This is a genomic window from Labrys okinawensis (assembly GCF_047345005.1).
GTDB lineage: Bacteria > Pseudomonadota > Alphaproteobacteria > Rhizobiales > Labraceae > Labrys > Labrys okinawensis.
On the sequence record NZ_CP178864.1, the window covers coordinates 5,553,908 to 5,569,211 of the forward strand.

At 62.8% G+C, this 15,304-nt stretch carries 15 protein-coding genes and 1 pseudogene; 13 read left to right on the forward strand and 3 right to left on the reverse strand.

The window, feature by feature from the left end:
* Positions 1–228: 228 nt before the first annotated feature.
* Positions 229–1,167: a hypothetical protein gene (locus ACMDCR_RS25955; protein ID WP_413989384.1), complete on the reverse strand. Its 939-nt coding sequence runs from the start codon at positions 1,165–1,167 to the stop codon at positions 229–231.
* Positions 1,168–1,397: 230 nt separating this feature from the next.
* Here ACMDCR_RS25955 and ACMDCR_RS25960 point away from each other — a divergent pair, with 230 nt between their 5' ends.
* The 4 genes and pseudogenes from ACMDCR_RS25960 (at position 1,398) to ACMDCR_RS25975 (ending at position 6,123) form a co-directional block, all read left to right on the forward strand.
* Positions 1,398–2,060 (forward strand): peroxiredoxin, encoded by a 663-nt coding sequence (locus ACMDCR_RS25960; RefSeq protein ID WP_413989385.1) that lies wholly within the window; start codon positions 1,398–1,400, stop codon positions 2,058–2,060.
* 46 nt (positions 2,061–2,106) lie between these two features.
* Positions 2,107–2,309 (forward strand): annotated as a pseudogene (locus ACMDCR_RS25965) (MBL fold metallo-hydrolase); the annotation flags it as partial.
* 106 nt (positions 2,310–2,415) lie between these two features.
* Positions 2,416–2,985, forward strand: coding sequence for a hypothetical protein (locus tag ACMDCR_RS25970; protein WP_413989386.1), 570 nt, complete (start codon positions 2,416–2,418; stop codon positions 2,983–2,985).
* 1,692 nt (positions 2,986–4,677) lie between these two features.
* Positions 4,678–6,123 (forward strand): sugar porter family MFS transporter, encoded by a 1,446-nt coding sequence (locus ACMDCR_RS25975; protein ID WP_413989387.1) that lies wholly within the window; start codon positions 4,678–4,680, stop codon positions 6,121–6,123.
* 193 nt (positions 6,124–6,316) lie between these two features.
* Here the strand turns inward: ACMDCR_RS25975 and ACMDCR_RS25980 are convergent, their stop codons facing one another.
* Complete coding sequence (locus ACMDCR_RS25980) at positions 6,317–7,075, reverse strand: alpha/beta fold hydrolase (RefSeq protein WP_413989388.1); 759 nt, start codon at positions 7,073–7,075, stop codon at positions 6,317–6,319.
* A gap of 92 nt (positions 7,076–7,167) precedes the next feature.
* Here ACMDCR_RS25980 and ACMDCR_RS25985 point away from each other — a divergent pair, with 92 nt between their 5' ends.
* The 8 genes from ACMDCR_RS25985 to ACMDCR_RS26020 all read left to right on the forward strand — a co-directional run bounded on the left by ACMDCR_RS25985 (position 7,168) and on the right by ACMDCR_RS26020 (position 12,919).
* Complete coding sequence (locus ACMDCR_RS25985) at positions 7,168–8,043, forward strand: LysR family transcriptional regulator (protein ID WP_413989389.1); 876 nt, start codon at positions 7,168–7,170, stop codon at positions 8,041–8,043.
* A gap of 107 nt (positions 8,044–8,150) precedes the next feature.
* Positions 8,151–8,897 carry a YebC/PmpR family DNA-binding transcriptional regulator gene (locus ACMDCR_RS25990; protein WP_413989390.1) on the forward strand — a complete coding sequence of 249 codons (747 nt, stop codon included), beginning with the start codon at positions 8,151–8,153 and terminating at the stop codon, positions 8,895–8,897.
* A 98-nt stretch (positions 8,898–8,995) separates the two neighbouring features.
* Positions 8,996–9,505 (forward strand): crossover junction endodeoxyribonuclease RuvC, encoded by a 510-nt coding sequence (gene ruvC / locus ACMDCR_RS25995; protein WP_413989391.1) that lies wholly within the window; start codon positions 8,996–8,998, stop codon positions 9,503–9,505.
* 80 nt (positions 9,506–9,585) lie between these two features.
* Positions 9,586–10,401, forward strand: coding sequence for an isocitrate lyase/PEP mutase family protein (locus ACMDCR_RS26000; protein WP_413993728.1), 816 nt, complete (start codon positions 9,586–9,588; stop codon positions 10,399–10,401).
* A 136-nt stretch (positions 10,402–10,537) separates the two neighbouring features.
* On the forward strand, positions 10,538–11,155 hold the full coding sequence (gene ruvA / locus ACMDCR_RS26005) for a Holliday junction branch migration protein RuvA (protein ID WP_413989392.1): 618 nt from the start codon (positions 10,538–10,540) through the stop codon (positions 11,153–11,155).
* Positions 11,152–12,225, forward strand: coding sequence for a Holliday junction branch migration DNA helicase RuvB (ruvB, locus tag ACMDCR_RS26010; protein WP_413989393.1), 1,074 nt, complete (start codon positions 11,152–11,154; stop codon positions 12,223–12,225). Before ruvA ends, ruvB begins: the two co-directional genes overlap by 4 nt.
* Positions 12,226–12,500: 275 nt before the next feature.
* The gene (locus ACMDCR_RS26015) at positions 12,501–12,626 is read left to right on the forward strand and encodes a hypothetical protein (RefSeq protein WP_413993729.1); all 126 of its coding nucleotides are present in this window, start codon (positions 12,501–12,503) and stop codon (positions 12,624–12,626) included.
* Between the two features lie 134 nt (positions 12,627–12,760).
* Entirely contained in the window at positions 12,761–12,919 is a 159-nt protein-coding gene (locus tag ACMDCR_RS26020; RefSeq protein WP_413993730.1) for a helix-turn-helix domain-containing protein, read from the forward strand.
* Positions 12,920–13,061: 142 nt separating this feature from the next.
* Here ACMDCR_RS26020 and pal read toward each other — a convergent pair whose 3' ends face one another.
* Positions 13,062–13,589, reverse strand: coding sequence for a peptidoglycan-associated lipoprotein Pal (gene pal / locus ACMDCR_RS26025; protein WP_413989394.1), 528 nt, complete (start codon positions 13,587–13,589; stop codon positions 13,062–13,064).
* Between the two features lie 380 nt (positions 13,590–13,969).
* Between pal and ACMDCR_RS26030 the strand changes: the two genes are divergently transcribed.
* Positions 13,970–15,031 carry a sulfate ABC transporter substrate-binding protein gene (locus ACMDCR_RS26030; protein ID WP_413989395.1) on the forward strand — a complete coding sequence of 354 codons (1,062 nt, stop codon included), beginning with the start codon at positions 13,970–13,972 and terminating at the stop codon, positions 15,029–15,031.
* Positions 15,032–15,304 lie beyond the last annotated feature (273 nt).

A 15,304-nucleotide genomic window follows, 5' to 3' on the forward strand; every position in this document is an offset into this window, starting at 1 on the left:
TGTGACCGGCTCAAAATGGGGTAGTTAAGGGCTCTAGTGAGGCCTGCTTCGATGTCTGCTATCATTTTTCGGATGACAGAATTAGGCTGACCGCCTTCGGCCCCCTCCTGCATTTTCGCGGAAGCCTTGGTAGGAGTGAGTGAGATCATCAGGTTGAGCGCGGCGACGGGAGCTTTGGGGGGCGTCACCCCGTTCCATTGGTGCTGCAGCAAGCCGGCATAAGAATATCTAAGCTGTGGCGTCTGTTCCCTGTGTTAGCCAAGCTCGGTCGAACAATTCCACCACCCGCCCATATGTCGCCAAGGAGATCTGGTCGATGCCATTTCCAGCGCCGGAGAGAAATTCACCGAGCCGCTGGTCGACTGCGGCAGGATTCGCAATCGGCAGGCCTAGTGCTGCTAAATCGTGAGATATCAGGCCGTTGGCTGGGAGGTAGGCTTCTGCTTCATGCAAGAGCCGTGCGCTGGTCGCAGGCAGACGCACAATGGCAATGCGGGTGACGGAGGGGCGCGCGTCAAGATCGATGATCGTCCCGCCGCACATCAATCCACCGAGGATGCTAACCGGCGGGGACGGAGGAAAGAGGCAAAGGAAGAACTCGGCGTCACCCGCGCGCTCTCGCAGGTTCAGGCGCATGAGGCGCTTGCCAACGGTAACGGTGCCTTCGAGCTGAAGTCGTCCCGTTGGCAGGACCTCTGCATAACTCGCAACCAGCCTGCGGGGATTTGGCACTATCGCAATCGACAGTTCTCCCCGGATCAGCCGGCCGCGATAATATGGCGACCAAGCGTGCGAATAGCAGGCGAAGATGCCGGTCAACGCCAGGTCCGGCTCCTGTCCGTGTGCCGGCGCGATCGACGCTTCAGCGCGTCCCCGAAGTGCGTCGGGCTCACGATGGTGACGGGCACATATCTCATCCAGGAAGGACTCGGCATCGCATTCAGCGACCCAATCACCAGACCGATCTAGCTCGAGCACCTTCGCCCAATCCTCGTACAACTGACGCTCACGTGGACGGGCGCGTCCTTGCAGCCATTTGTAGGCGCGATTGACATCAAATGAGGTGGACGAATTGGCACGCCGAAACATCTTGGCAAGGTCTTTGGAGGTGACGGCGCCCAGGAGAGCCGCCGTTAGGCGCAGCTTCTTGTCGATATCGCGTGCCACTCGCCACCCTACCCGACCATTAGGCCGCCTGGAATTCCAACCCCATCTTCCAGGAAAAGACAAAGAAATCCAGTTCTTTCCTCGCGGGAGGTCTTCCAGAATTTGGCCCAGAGCGTAGACCCAGAGCGCACAAGCGCTGCATGCACCAGATGTTCGGATTGGCGTGGATCCACCATGTCGATGAAGCTTCGCAGGTGTACTACAAGGCAAGTTTTGTCCGGGGATAAACCATGGCTCTGCAACTCAACGACACGGTTCCTGACTTCGATGCGGTAACCACCGAAGGCAAAATCCGTTTCCACGATTGGATCGACAACAAGTGGGTGGTGCTGTTCTCCCACCCGAAGGACTTCACGCCGGTCTGCACCACCGAACTTGGCTATATGGCCAGAATCAAACCGGAGTTCGACAAGCGCGACGTAAAAATCATCGGGCTGTCGGTCGATCCGATAGATCGCCATGCAGGCTGGGCAAAGGACATCGAGGAGACCCAGGGTTTCGCGCCGAACTATCCTATGATTGCCGATGTCGACTACAATGTCTCGAAGCTCTACGGAATGCTGCCCGCGGCCGTATCGGGAGACCCAACTAAACGGACCCCCGCCGACAACCAGACTGTGCGCAACGTTTTCGTCATCGCGCCGGACAAAAAGGTGAAGCTCATTCTTGTCTATCCGATGACCACCGGCCGCAATTTCGACGAGGTGCTACGCGTCATCGACTCTCTCCAGCTCACCGCCAAGCACAAGGTTGCGACGCCCGTGAACTGGAAGAACGGCGAGGATGTCATCATTGCCGGCTCCGTCTCGGACGACGACGCCAAGAAGCAGTATCCCGACGGCTGGAAGGCGCCGAAGCCTTATATTCGGATCGTGCCGCAGCCCCAGGCGTAGCTGTCCTGGCTAGCGGTCGCGAGACTTCAGGAGGAACGCGACAGAAATGATCTCCCGTCAGCTCTTCGAGGCCATTTGAAGCACCTCCTCCTGCCTACTCGCAAACCGCCAGGGCGACGAGGCCCTGTTCATCGATCCTTGCTGGATACAGTCGACCCCTGTCTGCAGCTCGTGCGCGAACTTGACCTCAAACTGGTCAAGGCCGCGGACACGCGCCTGCACGCCGACCACATCACAGGTCTCGGTGCGTAGCGCGACCTAAGGCGAGCGACCCGCTCACGCGCCAGCAACTCCGTCTATCATTGCAGGTCGTCAACGTCCCTGGGAACGTTCAATTCGTGATTTGGAGATCGCCGTGGACCACGTTCTGGATCGCTTTATCGCCGACGCGCACGCGATAGTCAGCCGCTACGAAGATTCGGCAGAGCGGGTGACCAATATCGCGCCGTTGATGCGGCGCTTACTGGACTCAGACAGATCGTTCCTGCAGCCCGAACACTTCCGCTCCAACCCGGAACACTATCAGCGTAATGCTATTCATATCTCGTCCGACGGACATCTGTCGCTGTTTGCACTGGTGTGGTTGCCGGGGCAATGGACGCCGGTGCACGACCACGGCAGCTGGGGCGTAGTCGGTATCGTCCAAGGGCTGCTGGAGGAGCGCTCTTACATGGCGATCGACGGCGAGATCACAGGGGACACCGGCATCCGCCTGCGTCGAGGCGGGGTGATTCTGCTAAATCCAGGCTCGGTGACCAGTTTTGTGCCGAACCCCGATCATATCCACATGACCGGCGTGGCCGAGGGGCTGGAAACGTGCGTCAGCCTGCACTTGTATGGGCGGAACATGAATTCGTTCCACACTTACGATGTTGCCGCCGGCACACGGTATCTGATCGATGTACCGCATCAGGAAAGCCGATAGCCTGGCATATTCGACATGAGCACGTCGCCAACAGAACTCGCGCTTGGATATCACAATTGCTGCCGCGCAATACGAGACGTACACCTGCCTTGCGGAAATTTGCAGAATTCTCGAACCACACGTCACTCAGCCCTGAGCTAAGAACAACTGGATGATGCTTACATCGCCGGAGTGAAGATCGATGCCGATGTCAGCCAGCTCGCCAATTCTATTGGAACCCAATTTGGCGCTGGCCCTTATGTTTGGTCGTCAGCTTATGCGGCCCGGTGTAGACGTTACCGCGCTGCTCGTAGACGACGTTTTTCTCCTTCCTCAGAACCTCGACCGCGCGCTAGAGGAAGTCCAAGGTCCCGACCATTTCCGCTAAGCAGACATTCTGAACGTTTTGTGAGGGTCAATCTCGACCCTTTGCTCAGGCGAAGCAAACGCCCTCTATCGATCCCTTGGACAGCAGAAGCCCCCAGTCAGGTTCCGGCCCCTAAGCGGATAATTGCGGCCCCTCTCGGACAGTTGCCGGAGTTCCCACAAGCGGACCTTCCGATTGTCCTAGGAGAGTCAGAAGAGACCGTATTGCTTCCGGAACATATGGCATACGAGAATTGACATTTCTTGCGCTTTATGTCGTAGTCTCCCTCGGAATGAAGCGCAGCGCCGATCCGGGTCGGCCGGCCGCTTCCGCCCAACTCGGTTGATCAGGCTTTTGCCGGCGGCGTATCAGCCGCTTTGCCTTTTCTGCCCGGCTCTTCTTGGCTGCACACCAGGATGGGGCGGAGGAGCGAGGGATCACGCGGCCGGCTCGTCGCCTTCGGGCGGCGAGGGTTCTCGCCTTCGGCTTTGCCGGAGGTTCGATCCGATCCGTTCGGCCTGCGTACGGGGCTTGATGAGGAACCTGTGGGATCGGCGGTCCGTGGAACCGCCCTGCGATCCCTTTGCGATGGGAAGGGCTTTTCGGTCCGGCGTGCAAGGCTGGAGCGGAGGTTCGTCTGGAACCAGGGCCGGTTCGCCGGTCCCGGCGGTGGCGACAGCGAGGACAGGGCTGTCGGCGCCGGCAAGCGGGGCGAGAAATCGTCGCGCACGCTCCTCTCCCCATCGCCCGTTCCGTGGGCGAGACGATGTCAGGGTCGCTGGCTTGCCTGGCTCGCAAGCTGCAGGCGGCCGCATCGTCTGACCGGCATGGCTTGGATGAGGAGGGACCGCGCCCTCCTGTCCTCTTCATGCCGTCCATCCGGCGGGCTGGAGGCGCAGAAACCGGCGAGTTCGAAGGAACAAGCCGGGGACGAGGCTCCGGGCGATGGACATGTCCGGGCCTGACGCGCTCTGTCGGCGCGCGGGCTGGGGACGAAGACAGGGGCGACGGCGGCCGCATCGACAGGCTGCCAGGCACTCCACCGAACACAGGATCGCGGCTGCTCTGCGGCCGCCGTCGCCCCGCTCTTCCCCATGCTCCGGCCTGCTCAGGGCGCGGAAAGGCGAACCTGTGGCTTGGTGCCAGGGACGCGCCGAGAAATCTTTCCCCACGAAGCCGCAGAAGGGAACTGCGCCTTGTGCACAAAATCCACCGGATTGTTTAGCCCCTTCGCAACAGTGCTTGTATAGTGCCAGGGACCTCTCCTTCATTTCAGATTCTCCGGCCGAACGACTTCCCTCTTTTTCCCGACAAGCCTACAAACAAAGTGATTTCAGGAGAGTGCCATGGCTGGCGCACCGGTTGCTTCGTCATCCGCCACCGACCCTCGTCCCGCCGAAAGCGTCCCGACAGGACGGGTGATCCTGGTTTCCGCTGCCGCGGCGATGGGCGGCTTCCTGTTCGGCTATGATACCGCCGTGGTGAACGGTGCGGTCGGCGCCATCCAGAAATGGGCCAATGTCGGCAATGCCCTGCTCGGCTTCTCGGTGGCGAGCGTGCTGCTCGGCTCGGCGGTCGGCGCATGGTTCGCCGGGCCGCTCGCCAACCGCTATGGGCGCCTCGCCATGATGCGGGCCGCCGCGATCGCCTTCTTCGTCAGCGCCATCGGCGCCGGACTGCCCTGGGATATCTGGTCCTTCACCGTGTTCCGCCTGGTCGGCGGTGTCGCCGTGGGTATCGCCAGCGTGATCGCCCCGGCCTATATCGCCGAGGTCTCGCCGGCCAATCTGCGCGGACGCCTGGGATCGCTGCAGCAAATGGCGATCGTCACCGGCATCTTCGTGGCGCTCTTGTGCAACTACGTCCTGGCCTATGCAGCGGGCGGGGCGGAGAAGACGCTGTGGTTCGGGCTCGAGGCCTGGCGCTGGATGTTCATCGTGGAGGCCGTTCCCGCCATCGTCTATGGCGTGATGGCGAGCCTCATTCCTGAATCGCCGCGCTATCTCGTCTCGAAGGGCGACATGAAGGACGCGATCATCGTCATTCGCCGCTTCCTCGGCAATACGCCGCCCGCCGAGACCCGCGTCGCCGATATCCGCAGGACGCTCGGCGTCGAGGAAAAGCAGACCCTCGCCGACCTCAAGGGCCCGGCTGCGGGCCTGCTACCGGTGGTCTGGGTCGGCATTTTCCTGTCGGTGTTCCAGCAATTCGTCGGCATCAACGTGATCTTCTACTATTCCTCGGTGCTCTGGCAGGCCGTCGGCTTCACCGAGGCGGATTCGCTGAAGATCACCGTGATCACCTCGGTAACCAACATCGCCACCACGCTGATCGCCATCGCCCTGGTTGACAAGATCGGCCGCAAGCCCTTGCTGCTGCTCGGTTCCCTGGGCATGACGCTGACCCTTGGCACCATGGCCTATATCTTCGGCACCGCGCCGACGGCGATGGTCAATGGCGCCTCGCAGCCCGTGCTCAGCGATACCGCCGGCCTCGTCGCCGTCGCCGCCGCCAATCTCTATGTCGTGTTCTTCGGCATGAGCTGGGGGCCAGTGGTGTGGGTGCTGCTGGGCGAGATGTTCAACAACCGCATCCGCGCCTATGCCCTGGCGCTGGCCGCCGCCGCCCAATGGGTCGCCAACTTCCTGGTCTCGCAGACCTTCCCGCCGCTCGCCGCCGCCGGCCTCGGTCTCGCCTATGGCTTCTACGCCACCATGGCGCTGATCTCGCTGTTCTTCGTCTGGCGCTTTGTCACCGAGACGAAGGGTCGAGAGCTGGAGGAGATGGAATAGCTGGGAGCGCGGACGTCCTACGACACTCAAGAGAGTGTCGGACGATCCGCTCTTGAACCTCTATCGTCGCAGGAAGAGGTGGAGCGCGGCTCGACGCACAGCATTCTTCTCGGCATCACTTGTGGTTCAAGAGCGGACGAGACGTCCCGCTCCCGGGGATTACGCGCTCCCAGGAATCATGCACTCCCATGAATCACTTGGCCACGCTCTTTGCCGCCTCGACGATCACATCCGCCACCTCCCGGGGATGGGAGAGGATCAGGGCGTGGCTGCCCGGCACGGTCACAGTCTTCGCCTTGATTGCCGCTGCCATGCTCTGCTCCAGTGAAACCGGCATCATGCGGTCATCGCCGGCGACGATGTACCAGCTCGGTCTGGTCTTCCAGGCCGCCTCCGTCACCTTTTCGCCGAAGGCGCTGGCGGCGATGGGAGCTTGCGCCACCGCGAGCACACGGGCCTCGGCCGCAGGAACATCGGGGGCGAAATCCTTGACGAAGGCATCCGGTGCCATGGCCAGGAAACCCGCGGCGTCGGGCTTGATTTCAGCCCCGCCGGGAGTCGGCGGCGCAGCCTTGAGGAGGTCCATCACGGACTGGCCCTGCGCCGGCGCCGTGGCAGCGACATAGACGAGCGCCTTGACCTTGTCATCCGTACCGGCCTGCGTGATCACCGAGCCACCCCAGGAATGTCCCACCAGGACGACCGGTCCCTCGGCATCGGCGATCGCCCGCCTTGTGGCTGCGACATCGTCGGCGAGCGAGGTCAGCGGATTCTGCACCGCCACCACCTTCAGCCCGGCCTGCTGGAGGATCGGAATGACCTTCGACCAGCTCGAACCGTCGAGCAGGGCGGCATGGACCAGTATGACGGTATCCGCGCGAGCGGCGCTGCCCAGGCCGGCGGCCAAGGCGAGGATGGTCCCCGCAACCGTTCCAAGGATTTTCCTGCGCATGGCAATCTCCCTTGCGTTTCGATGGCGTGGAGATAGCAATCCAGTTCATATATATCCAATATCGTATTGGATAAAATCGATATTGGAACGATATGTCGATACAGCGTCTGCGCCACTTCATCGCCCTGGCCGAGGAAGGCAATTTCGCCCGCGGCGCCGAGCGCTGCGGCATCAGGCAGCCGCCTTTCTCGCAATCGATCGCCAGGCTGGAACGCGACTGCGGGGCGACCTTGTTCCTGCGCGCAGCCGGCGGCACGAAACTGACGCCGGCCGGCGAGGCGCTGCTGCCGGAGGCTCGCATTACCGTCAGCGCCTTCGATCGAGGCAGCGCGCTGGCCCGGCGCACGTCGCAGGCGGGGCAGCCGGTCCGTATCGGCCTCGTCCATGCCGCGCTCTGGGGGGTGATGCCTACGCTCCTGGCCCTGGCACATGACGAGGAAATTCCGGTCGAACTCATTCAGATGCGCAGCAACGAGCAGCTTCAGGCTCTCGCTGACGGGCGGCTCGACCTCGGCGTCGCCTCTCCGCCCTTCGCGATGACGGCGCGCATGCGGGCCATAGCCTTTCATGGCGAAGAGATCGTCGCCGCCGTGCCCGCCGCTCAGGCTCCAGCGATGGGCGATACAATCGCCCTCGGCGAGATCGCCGATCGACTGGTGATGTTCCCGCGCCAGCAGGGCCCGGCTCTGCATGAAGCGATCCTCGCCATGTTCGCCGCCCAGGGTCTGACGCCGCGCATCGCGCAGGAGACGCCGGAGATGATGACCACCTTGGCGCTGGTTGCCGCCGGCATCGGTGCCGCCTTCGTGCCGGCCTCGGTGGCGCAGGCCCTGCCGGCCGTGGGCGTCCTCTATCGCCGCATCGCCGATGACGTCACCGTGCCCGCCTGGCCGCTGTCGCTGGTGCACATGCCGCTGCCGGCCACCAGTCCGGCGGGGCGCCTCCTTGCGGCCTGGCAGAGGAAATGACACGTGTGGGATGGATTTTTGCCGCCGTCGCTTCTATAAGCCGCGCCACAATTCACGCGGGCAGGTGCGACAGCCGCCGCCCGCCAAAACAAACCAAGGCAGGACAGATGGCCGGTCACTCCCAATTCGCCAACATCATGCACCGCAAGGGCAAGCAGGATGCCAAGCGCTCGAAGCTCTTCTCCAAGCTCGCCCGCGAAATCACCGTGGCGGCCAAGCTCGGCCTGCCCGACCCGAACATGAATGCCCGCCTGCGCGCTGCCATCCTCGCCGCCCGTGCCGAGAACATGCCCAAGGACAATATCGACCGCGCGATCAAGAAGGCGGCCGGCGCCGATGGCGAGAACTATGACGAGATCCGCTATGAGGGCTACGGTCCCGGCGGCGTCGCCCTGATCGTCGAGGCGCTGACCGACAACCGCAACCGCACCGCCTCGGATGTGCGCTCCTACTTCACCAAGGCGGGCGGCAACCTCGCCGAAACCGGCGCGGTGTCCTTCATGTTCGATCGCGTCGGCGTGGTCGAATACGCCGCCGACAAGGGCACGCCGGACGCCATGCTGGAAGCCGCGCTCGAAGCCGGCGCCGACGATTGCCTTTCGTCGGAGGACGGCCACGAGTTCGTCTGCGCGGCCGAGAACCTCGCCGAAGTCACCAAGGCGCTGGAAGCCCAGCTCGGCGAAGCCCGCAAGTCGGGCCTCGTCTGGCGCCCGCAGAACACCATCGCCGTCGATGACGAGACCGGCGAGAAGCTGATGCGGCTGGTCGATACACTCGACGATCATGACGACGTGCAGCATGTCTATGCCAATTTCGAGCTGTCGGACGCCATGATGGCGAAACTGGCGGAGTAATCCTTCCCGGGTGCGCGGACGTCTCGTCCGCCTTCGCCCTCTCCGCGAGCAGTACGGTTCAAGATGCGGACGAGACGTCCGCGCACCCGGGAAACACCATGTCCCAGCACCCCACCCGCATCCTCGGCGTCGATCCAGGCCTGCGCCGCACCGGTTGGGGCGTGATCGAGGTGCTGGCCAACCGCCTCTCCTTCATCGCTTGCGGCACGGTGTTCTCGGATGACAGCGAGGAACTGGCCCACCGCCTGCTCGCCCTGCACAAGGGGCTGACCGAGGTGGTCGTCAATTATGAGCCCGACGAGGCGGCGGTCGAGCAGACCTTCGTCAACAAGGACGCGACGGCGACCCTCAAGCTCGGCCAGGCCCGCGGCATCGCCATGCTGGTGCCGGCGCAGGCCGGGCTGTTCGTGGCCGAATATGCGCCGAACCTCGTCAAGAAGACGGTGGTCGGCTCCGGCCATGCCGACAAGAAGCAGATCCGCCTGATGATCAAGGTGCTGCTGCCCAAGGCCGACCCGAAGTCCGACGACGCGGCGGATGCGCTGGCGATCGCGATCACGCATGCCCATCACCGGACCAGCCACAATCTCGCGACGGCCTTGAAGTAACCTGGGAGCGCGGACGTTACGGCATTGCCTTCCTTGATTTTACCCTATAGAACAAACCGTGAATTCATAACCCCGGAGGAATCATGTCCCAGGCCCAGAAAGCAGCTGCCTTCGCCGATCTGCATCGCCGCTCCGAACTCTTCCTCCTGCCCAATGCCTGGGATGTAGGCTCGGCCAAGCTCCTGTCCTCGCTGGGCTTTTCGGCTATCGCCACCACCAGCGCCGGCCTTGCCTTCAGCTATGGCCGCAAGGACGGCCAGATGTCGCGCGAGGAAACCCTCGCCAATGCCGGCTCCATCGTGTCGGCGAGCGAGCTTCCGGTCAGCGCCGACCTCGAGAACGGCTTCGGCGACAGCCCCGAGGCGTGCCAGAGCACCATCCGCGATGCCGTCGGCGTCGGCCTTGCCGGCGGCTCGATCGAGGACGCCACCGGCCGCCCGGACCAGCCGATCTACGAGATCGGCCTCGCCACCGAGCGGGTGCGTGCCGCCGCCGAGACGGCCAGGGCGGCAGGCTTCGTGCTCACCGCCCGGGCCGAGAACTTCCTGCATGGCATTCCCGATCTCGACGACACCATCCGCCGCCTGCAGGCCTTCCAGGAAGCGGGCGCCGAGGTGCTCTACGCCCCCGGCCTGAGCCGGCTCGACCAGATCAAGAGCGTGCTCGGTTCGGTGGACCGGCCGGTGAACATCCTCGCCACCCTGGCGGGGCAGGAATTCTCCATTCCCGATCTCGCCGGGCTCGGCATACGCCGGGTCAGCGTCGGCGGTTCCTTCGCCCGCGCGGCCTTCGGCGCCTTGAAGCGCGCCGCGCTTGAGCTGCGCGACGAGGGCCGCTTCGGTTTTGCGAAAGACGCGATGCCCTATTCTGAGCTGGCGGCGATCTTCGGGAAGTGAGCCCCCGGGATCGCAGGCTTCCACCCTGCTCTTGCAACGACAGCGCCTGTGGGAAGGGAAGAAGCAGGCTGGAAGCCCGCGATCCCAGGAAGCCCGAATCATGGCAAAGCGCTAAAAGCGCCCTGAGAGGACTTTCATGATCGGCAAACTGCGCGGCATCATCGACAGCTACGGCGAGGATTGGGTGATCCTCGACGTGCAGGGCGTCGGCTATATCGTCTATTGTTCGAGCCGTACGCTCGCCACCCTGCCCTCCCCGGGCGAGGCGGCCGCGCTCGCCATCGAGACCTATGTGCGCGAGGACCAGATCCGCCTGTTCGGATTTTCCAGCGACAATGAGCGCGACTGGTTCCGCTTGCTTCAGACCGTGCAGGGCATCGGCACCAGGGTGGCGCTCGCCATCCTCTCCACCCTCAAGCCGGCCGACCTTGCTTCCGCCATCGCGCTTGGCGACAAAAGCGCTGTCGCCCGTTCGCCCGGTGTCGGCCCCAAGGTTGCCCAGCGCATCGTCACCGAGCTCAAGGACAAGGTGCCGAGCTTCGGCCATGTGCCGTCCGACGTGATCGGCCTGCAGGCCGAGCTCGGGGACAAGCGCGCGCCCGGACCGGTCAGCGATGCCGTCTCCGCTCTCGTCAATCTCGGCTACGCACAGACGCAGGCTTCCGCGGCTGTCGCGGCCGCCCTGCGCGAGGCCGGTGAAGGCGCCGAGACCGCCAGGCTCATCCGCCTCGGCCTCAAGGAACTGGCCCGATGAAGCCGCCGCGCAAGACCAATGCCGCGGAGCCGCCGAGGCCGGGCCGCCTGATCAGCGGCGACTCGCGCGAGGAAGACGCCGTCGACTCCAAGCTGCGCCCGCAGGACCTGTCCGAGTTCGTCGGCCAGGCCAAGCTGCGGGAAAACCTCGCCGTCTTCATCGAAGCGGCCCGCAAGCGCGGCGAGGCGCTCGACCACGTGCTCTTCGTCGGGCCGCCCGGTCTCGGCAAGACCACGCTGGCCCAGATCGTCTCGCGCGAACTCGGCGTCAATTTCCGCGCCACGTCCGGCCCGGTAATCGCCAAGGCCGGCGACCTTGCCGCTTTGCTCACCAATCTGGAAGAGCGCGATGTGCTCTTCATCGACGAGATCCACCGCCTGAACCCGGCGGTGGAGGAAATCCTCTATCCGGCCATGGAGGATTTCCAGCTCGATCTCATCATCGGCGAGGGGCCGGCCGCGCGTTCGGTGCGCATCGATCTCGCCAAGTTCACGCTGGTGGGCGCCACCACGCGCGCAGGCCTGTTGACGACGCCGCTGCGCGACCGCTTCGGCATTCCCCTGCGCCTGCAGTTCTACACGGTCGAGGAGCTCGAACTGATCGTCAAGCGCTCGGGCCGCGTGATGGGCGCGCCGATCGCCGATGACGGCGCCAACGAGATCGCCCGCCGCGCCCGCGGCACGCCGCGCATCGCAGGCCGCCTGGTGCGCCGCGTGCGCGACTTCGCCTCGGTGCTCGGCGCCGAGACCATCACCCGCGCCATCGCCGACAAGGCCCTGCTCGCACTCGAGGTCGACCAGGCCGGGCTCGACGCCATGGACAACCGCTACCTCAACCTGCTGGCGATGAATTTCGGCGGCGGGCCGGTGGGCATCGAGACCATCGCCGCCGCCCTGTCCGAGCCACGCGATGCCATCGAGGACATCATCGAGCCCTATCTGCTGACACAAGGATTCCTCAACCGCACCCCGCGCGGCCGCATGCTGACCGCGCATGCCTTCAAGCATCTGGGTCTCGCCGTGCCGAGCTCCACCCCGCCGCAGATGACGCTGTTCGCGGACGAGGAGTGACTGGGCGTGCTTGTAGAAGCTAGTCCGTTGGAGTAGTGTGGTTATGCCTTATCTGCCGCCGGTCACGGTCGTTGAAATGCAAGAATATTTGTCTGCGGTCAGCAAATTGATGGACGAGACTGATCAGGCTCTGTTGGTGGATTACCTTGCCTACAACACTACAGCAGGCGATCTGATTCCCGGGACCGGTGGCGTACGCAAGTTGCGGTGGGCACTTCAGTGGGCGTGGAAAACGTGGTGGTGCTCGAGTGATTTATTTCTATCACGACCGAGATATGCCGCTTTTTCTTCTGACTGCCTATGCGAAGAACGAGCGTTCAGACGTCAGCCAGCAGGACAAAAACGCATTCAAACAGATAACAACCCTCTTGGCCGAGGCTTATCGGGGCAAAAGAAGATGAGCAGGATTGCAGACAGTATCAAGCGGGGCCTCGAAGAGGCACTGGCCTACGCCAAGGGCGAAGCGGGAGAAGGCACTTATCGTGTCCATATTCCCAAGGTCATTGATGTGAAGGCTACCCGTGCGAAGCTCGACATGAGCCAGGAAGAGTTCGCTGCGCGTTTTGGCTTCAGTGTGAACACGTTGCGTCACTGGGAGCAGGGTCTTCGGCAGCCCGAGGGTCCTGCACGCGCCTATCTGCTGGTCATCGAACGAGCCCCGGCGGCTGTACAGGAAGCATTACGCGCAGCCTAATTAAGACGCGTCCGAGTATGGGCTTCCAGTCCGATCTTGAAGCGGCAAGGTAAAAAGAAAAGACGAAGAGCCTGTGACTGGCTCTCCGCCTTTTTCGATAATGTGATGGTTCAGGAGCGGACTGGAAGTCCGCGCTCCCTAGTTACGAATTCCCGGCGCCGTTCAGCACGGTGACGGCGCGACGGTTCTGGGACCAGCAGGAATTGTCGTTGCAGGTCGCGACGGGGCGTTCCTTGCCGTAGGAGATCGTCTTCATGCGGCCGCCGGAGATGCCCTGCGCCATCAGGTAGTCGCGCACGGCCTGGGCGCGGCGCTGGCCGAGGGCGAAGTTGTAGTCGCGGGTGCCGCGCTCGTCGGCATGGCCTTCGATGGTGACGGTGTAGCGCGGATAGGCCTTCAGCCATTGGGCCTGCTTGTTCAGGGTCTCCTGGCCGATGCTGGTGATGTCGGACTGGTCTTCCTCGAACAGCACGCGGTCACCGACATTGACGACGAAATCCTGCGGGCTGCCGGGCGAGGCCGCGCCGCCGGCGCCATAGCCCGCACCGCCGGCGCCACCTATGCCGTTGGCACCCGTGCCCGATGTACTCTTACAAGCCGCGAGCGCGAGAACACAGGTCAGCGCAGCGGCAAAGCGCAGTCCGTGGACCGCACGCAGGGACGTCATCATTCCGGTTACTCCTCCGGTCGTCAGAATTGGTGAATGAGGCATAGCGAAAGCTGGTTAATCGAACGTTCTGGAAACCTTGTTCGCGGAGTTTTCCCGAGCGTTGCAGCCCGGTAACACCGTGCCGCTACCTTTAAACTGCCGTTATGGTTAAGGAAGTGCTGTGAAAATCCGGCGCAAAGGTGGCCCGGAGCGGGCAGGCGCAAGGCGGGAACCCTTTGCCACACAGCGATGCAATATTGTCACACATGCTATGAGTAACACATTCCATGAGTGTGAAATATCAAATTTCCCATAAATTTTTGCGTATTATAGATTGACATTGTCGATTGATTTAGTGGACATTACGGGCCAGTTGATATTCCTGGTTGGAAACGGACCCGATGAACGACCCTCTTTGGAACAACTCGCTTCGCCTTGCGCGCCTCCGGGACACCCTGGCCGTGCTCCTTGCCCTGGCCTTCGTGCTGTGGATGACATTCGCCGCAGCCCCCGGTGCTCATTCCGCCGAGCTTCTGAACGTCTCCTACGATCCCACGCGTGAACTCTACAAGGATCTGAATGTCGCCTTCATCGCCGACTGGAAGGCCAAGACAGGCGAGGACCTCACCATCAAGCAGTCGCATGGCGGCTCGGGCAAGCAGGCTCGCTCGGTCATCGACGGGCTGGACGCCGATGTGGTGACGCTGGCGCTGTCGGCCGATATCGATGCGATCGCCTCCGCCACCAACAAGATCCCGGCGAACTGGCAGACCCGCCTGCCCCACAATTCCTCGCCCTATACCTCCACCATCGTCTTCGTCGTGCACAAGGGCAATCCGAAGAACATCAAGGACTGGGACGATCTCGTAAAGCCCGGCGTCTCCGTGATCACGCCCAATCCCAAGACCAGCGGCGGCGCACGCTGGAACTACCTGGCGGCCTGGAGCTTCGCCCTCGACAAGAACAATGGCGATGAGGGCAAGGCGAAGGACTTCGTCGGCGCCCTCTACAAGAATGTTCCCGTGCTCGATTCGGGTGCCCGCGGCTCCACCATCACCTTCGCCCAGCGCGAGACCGGCGATGTGCTGCTCGCCTGGGAGAATGACGCCTTCCTTGCATTGCAGGAATTCGGCGCCGACAAGTTCGAGATCGTCAATCCCCCCACTTCGATCCTCGCCGAGCCGCCAGTCTCCGTCGTCGACGGTAATGTCGATGCCAAGGGTACGCGTAAGCAGGCCGAGGCCTATCTGAACTTCCTCTACACCCCGGCCGCGCAGAAGATCATCGCCCACGACTACTACCGCCCGAGCGATTCTGCCGCCGCCGACCAGGCCGATCTCGCCCGCTTCGCCAAGATCAAGCTCGTCAGTATCGACGATCCCAGGTTCGGCGGCTGGAAGAATGTGCAGGGCAAGCATTTCGACGATGGCGGCATCTTCGACCAGATCTACAAGCCGCAATAATAGAAGCGACCCTCGTTGACACGGAAGCGGGCCCCTGCGGCCCGCTTTTCGTTGGAGTGGCGGTCTCTGACCGCCATCCCCAAAGCGAAGCGCCCGAGACAAGAAGGGGGCGGTCGGAGACCGCTACTCCAAATAACACACATTATTTGTGGAATTTATCCAATTTAACACATTGACATTGTCGATTGATTTAGTAGATAAGGCCTCAGCGACGTAGAATTATCCAATGCCGGCCCAGGGCTGTGAAATGACCAGAACTTCCTTCGCACGCCT

Coding starts and splice junctions, on each gene's coding strand:
- ruvB (WP_413989393.1), top strand. CDS start 11,152: ATGAAGCCGCCGCGCAAGACCAATGCCGCGGAGCCGCCGAGGCCGGGC.
- ACMDCR_RS26015 (WP_413993729.1), top strand. CDS start 12,501: ATGCCGCTTTTTCTTCTGACTGCCTATGCGAAGAACGAGCGTTCAGAC.
- ACMDCR_RS25975 (WP_413989387.1), top strand. CDS start 4,678: ATGGCTGGCGCACCGGTTGCTTCGTCATCCGCCACCGACCCTCGTCCC.
- ACMDCR_RS26030 (WP_413989395.1), top strand. CDS start 13,970: ATGAACGACCCTCTTTGGAACAACTCGCTTCGCCTTGCGCGCCTCCGG.
- ACMDCR_RS25980 (WP_413989388.1), bottom strand. CDS start 7,075: ATGCGCAGGAAAATCCTTGGAACGGTTGCGGGGACCATCCTCGCCTTG.
- ruvC (WP_413989391.1), top strand. CDS start 8,996: ATGTCCCAGCACCCCACCCGCATCCTCGGCGTCGATCCAGGCCTGCGC.
- ACMDCR_RS26020 (WP_413993730.1), top strand. CDS start 12,761: ATGAGCCAGGAAGAGTTCGCTGCGCGTTTTGGCTTCAGTGTGAACACG.
- ruvA (WP_413989392.1), top strand. CDS start 10,538: ATGATCGGCAAACTGCGCGGCATCATCGACAGCTACGGCGAGGATTGG.
- ACMDCR_RS25985 (WP_413989389.1), top strand. CDS start 7,168: ATGTCGATACAGCGTCTGCGCCACTTCATCGCCCTGGCCGAGGAAGGC.
- ACMDCR_RS25990 (WP_413989390.1), top strand. CDS start 8,151: ATGGCCGGTCACTCCCAATTCGCCAACATCATGCACCGCAAGGGCAAG.
- ACMDCR_RS25960 (WP_413989385.1), top strand. CDS start 1,398: ATGGCTCTGCAACTCAACGACACGGTTCCTGACTTCGATGCGGTAACC.
- pal (WP_413989394.1), bottom strand. CDS start 13,589: ATGATGACGTCCCTGCGTGCGGTCCACGGACTGCGCTTTGCCGCTGCG.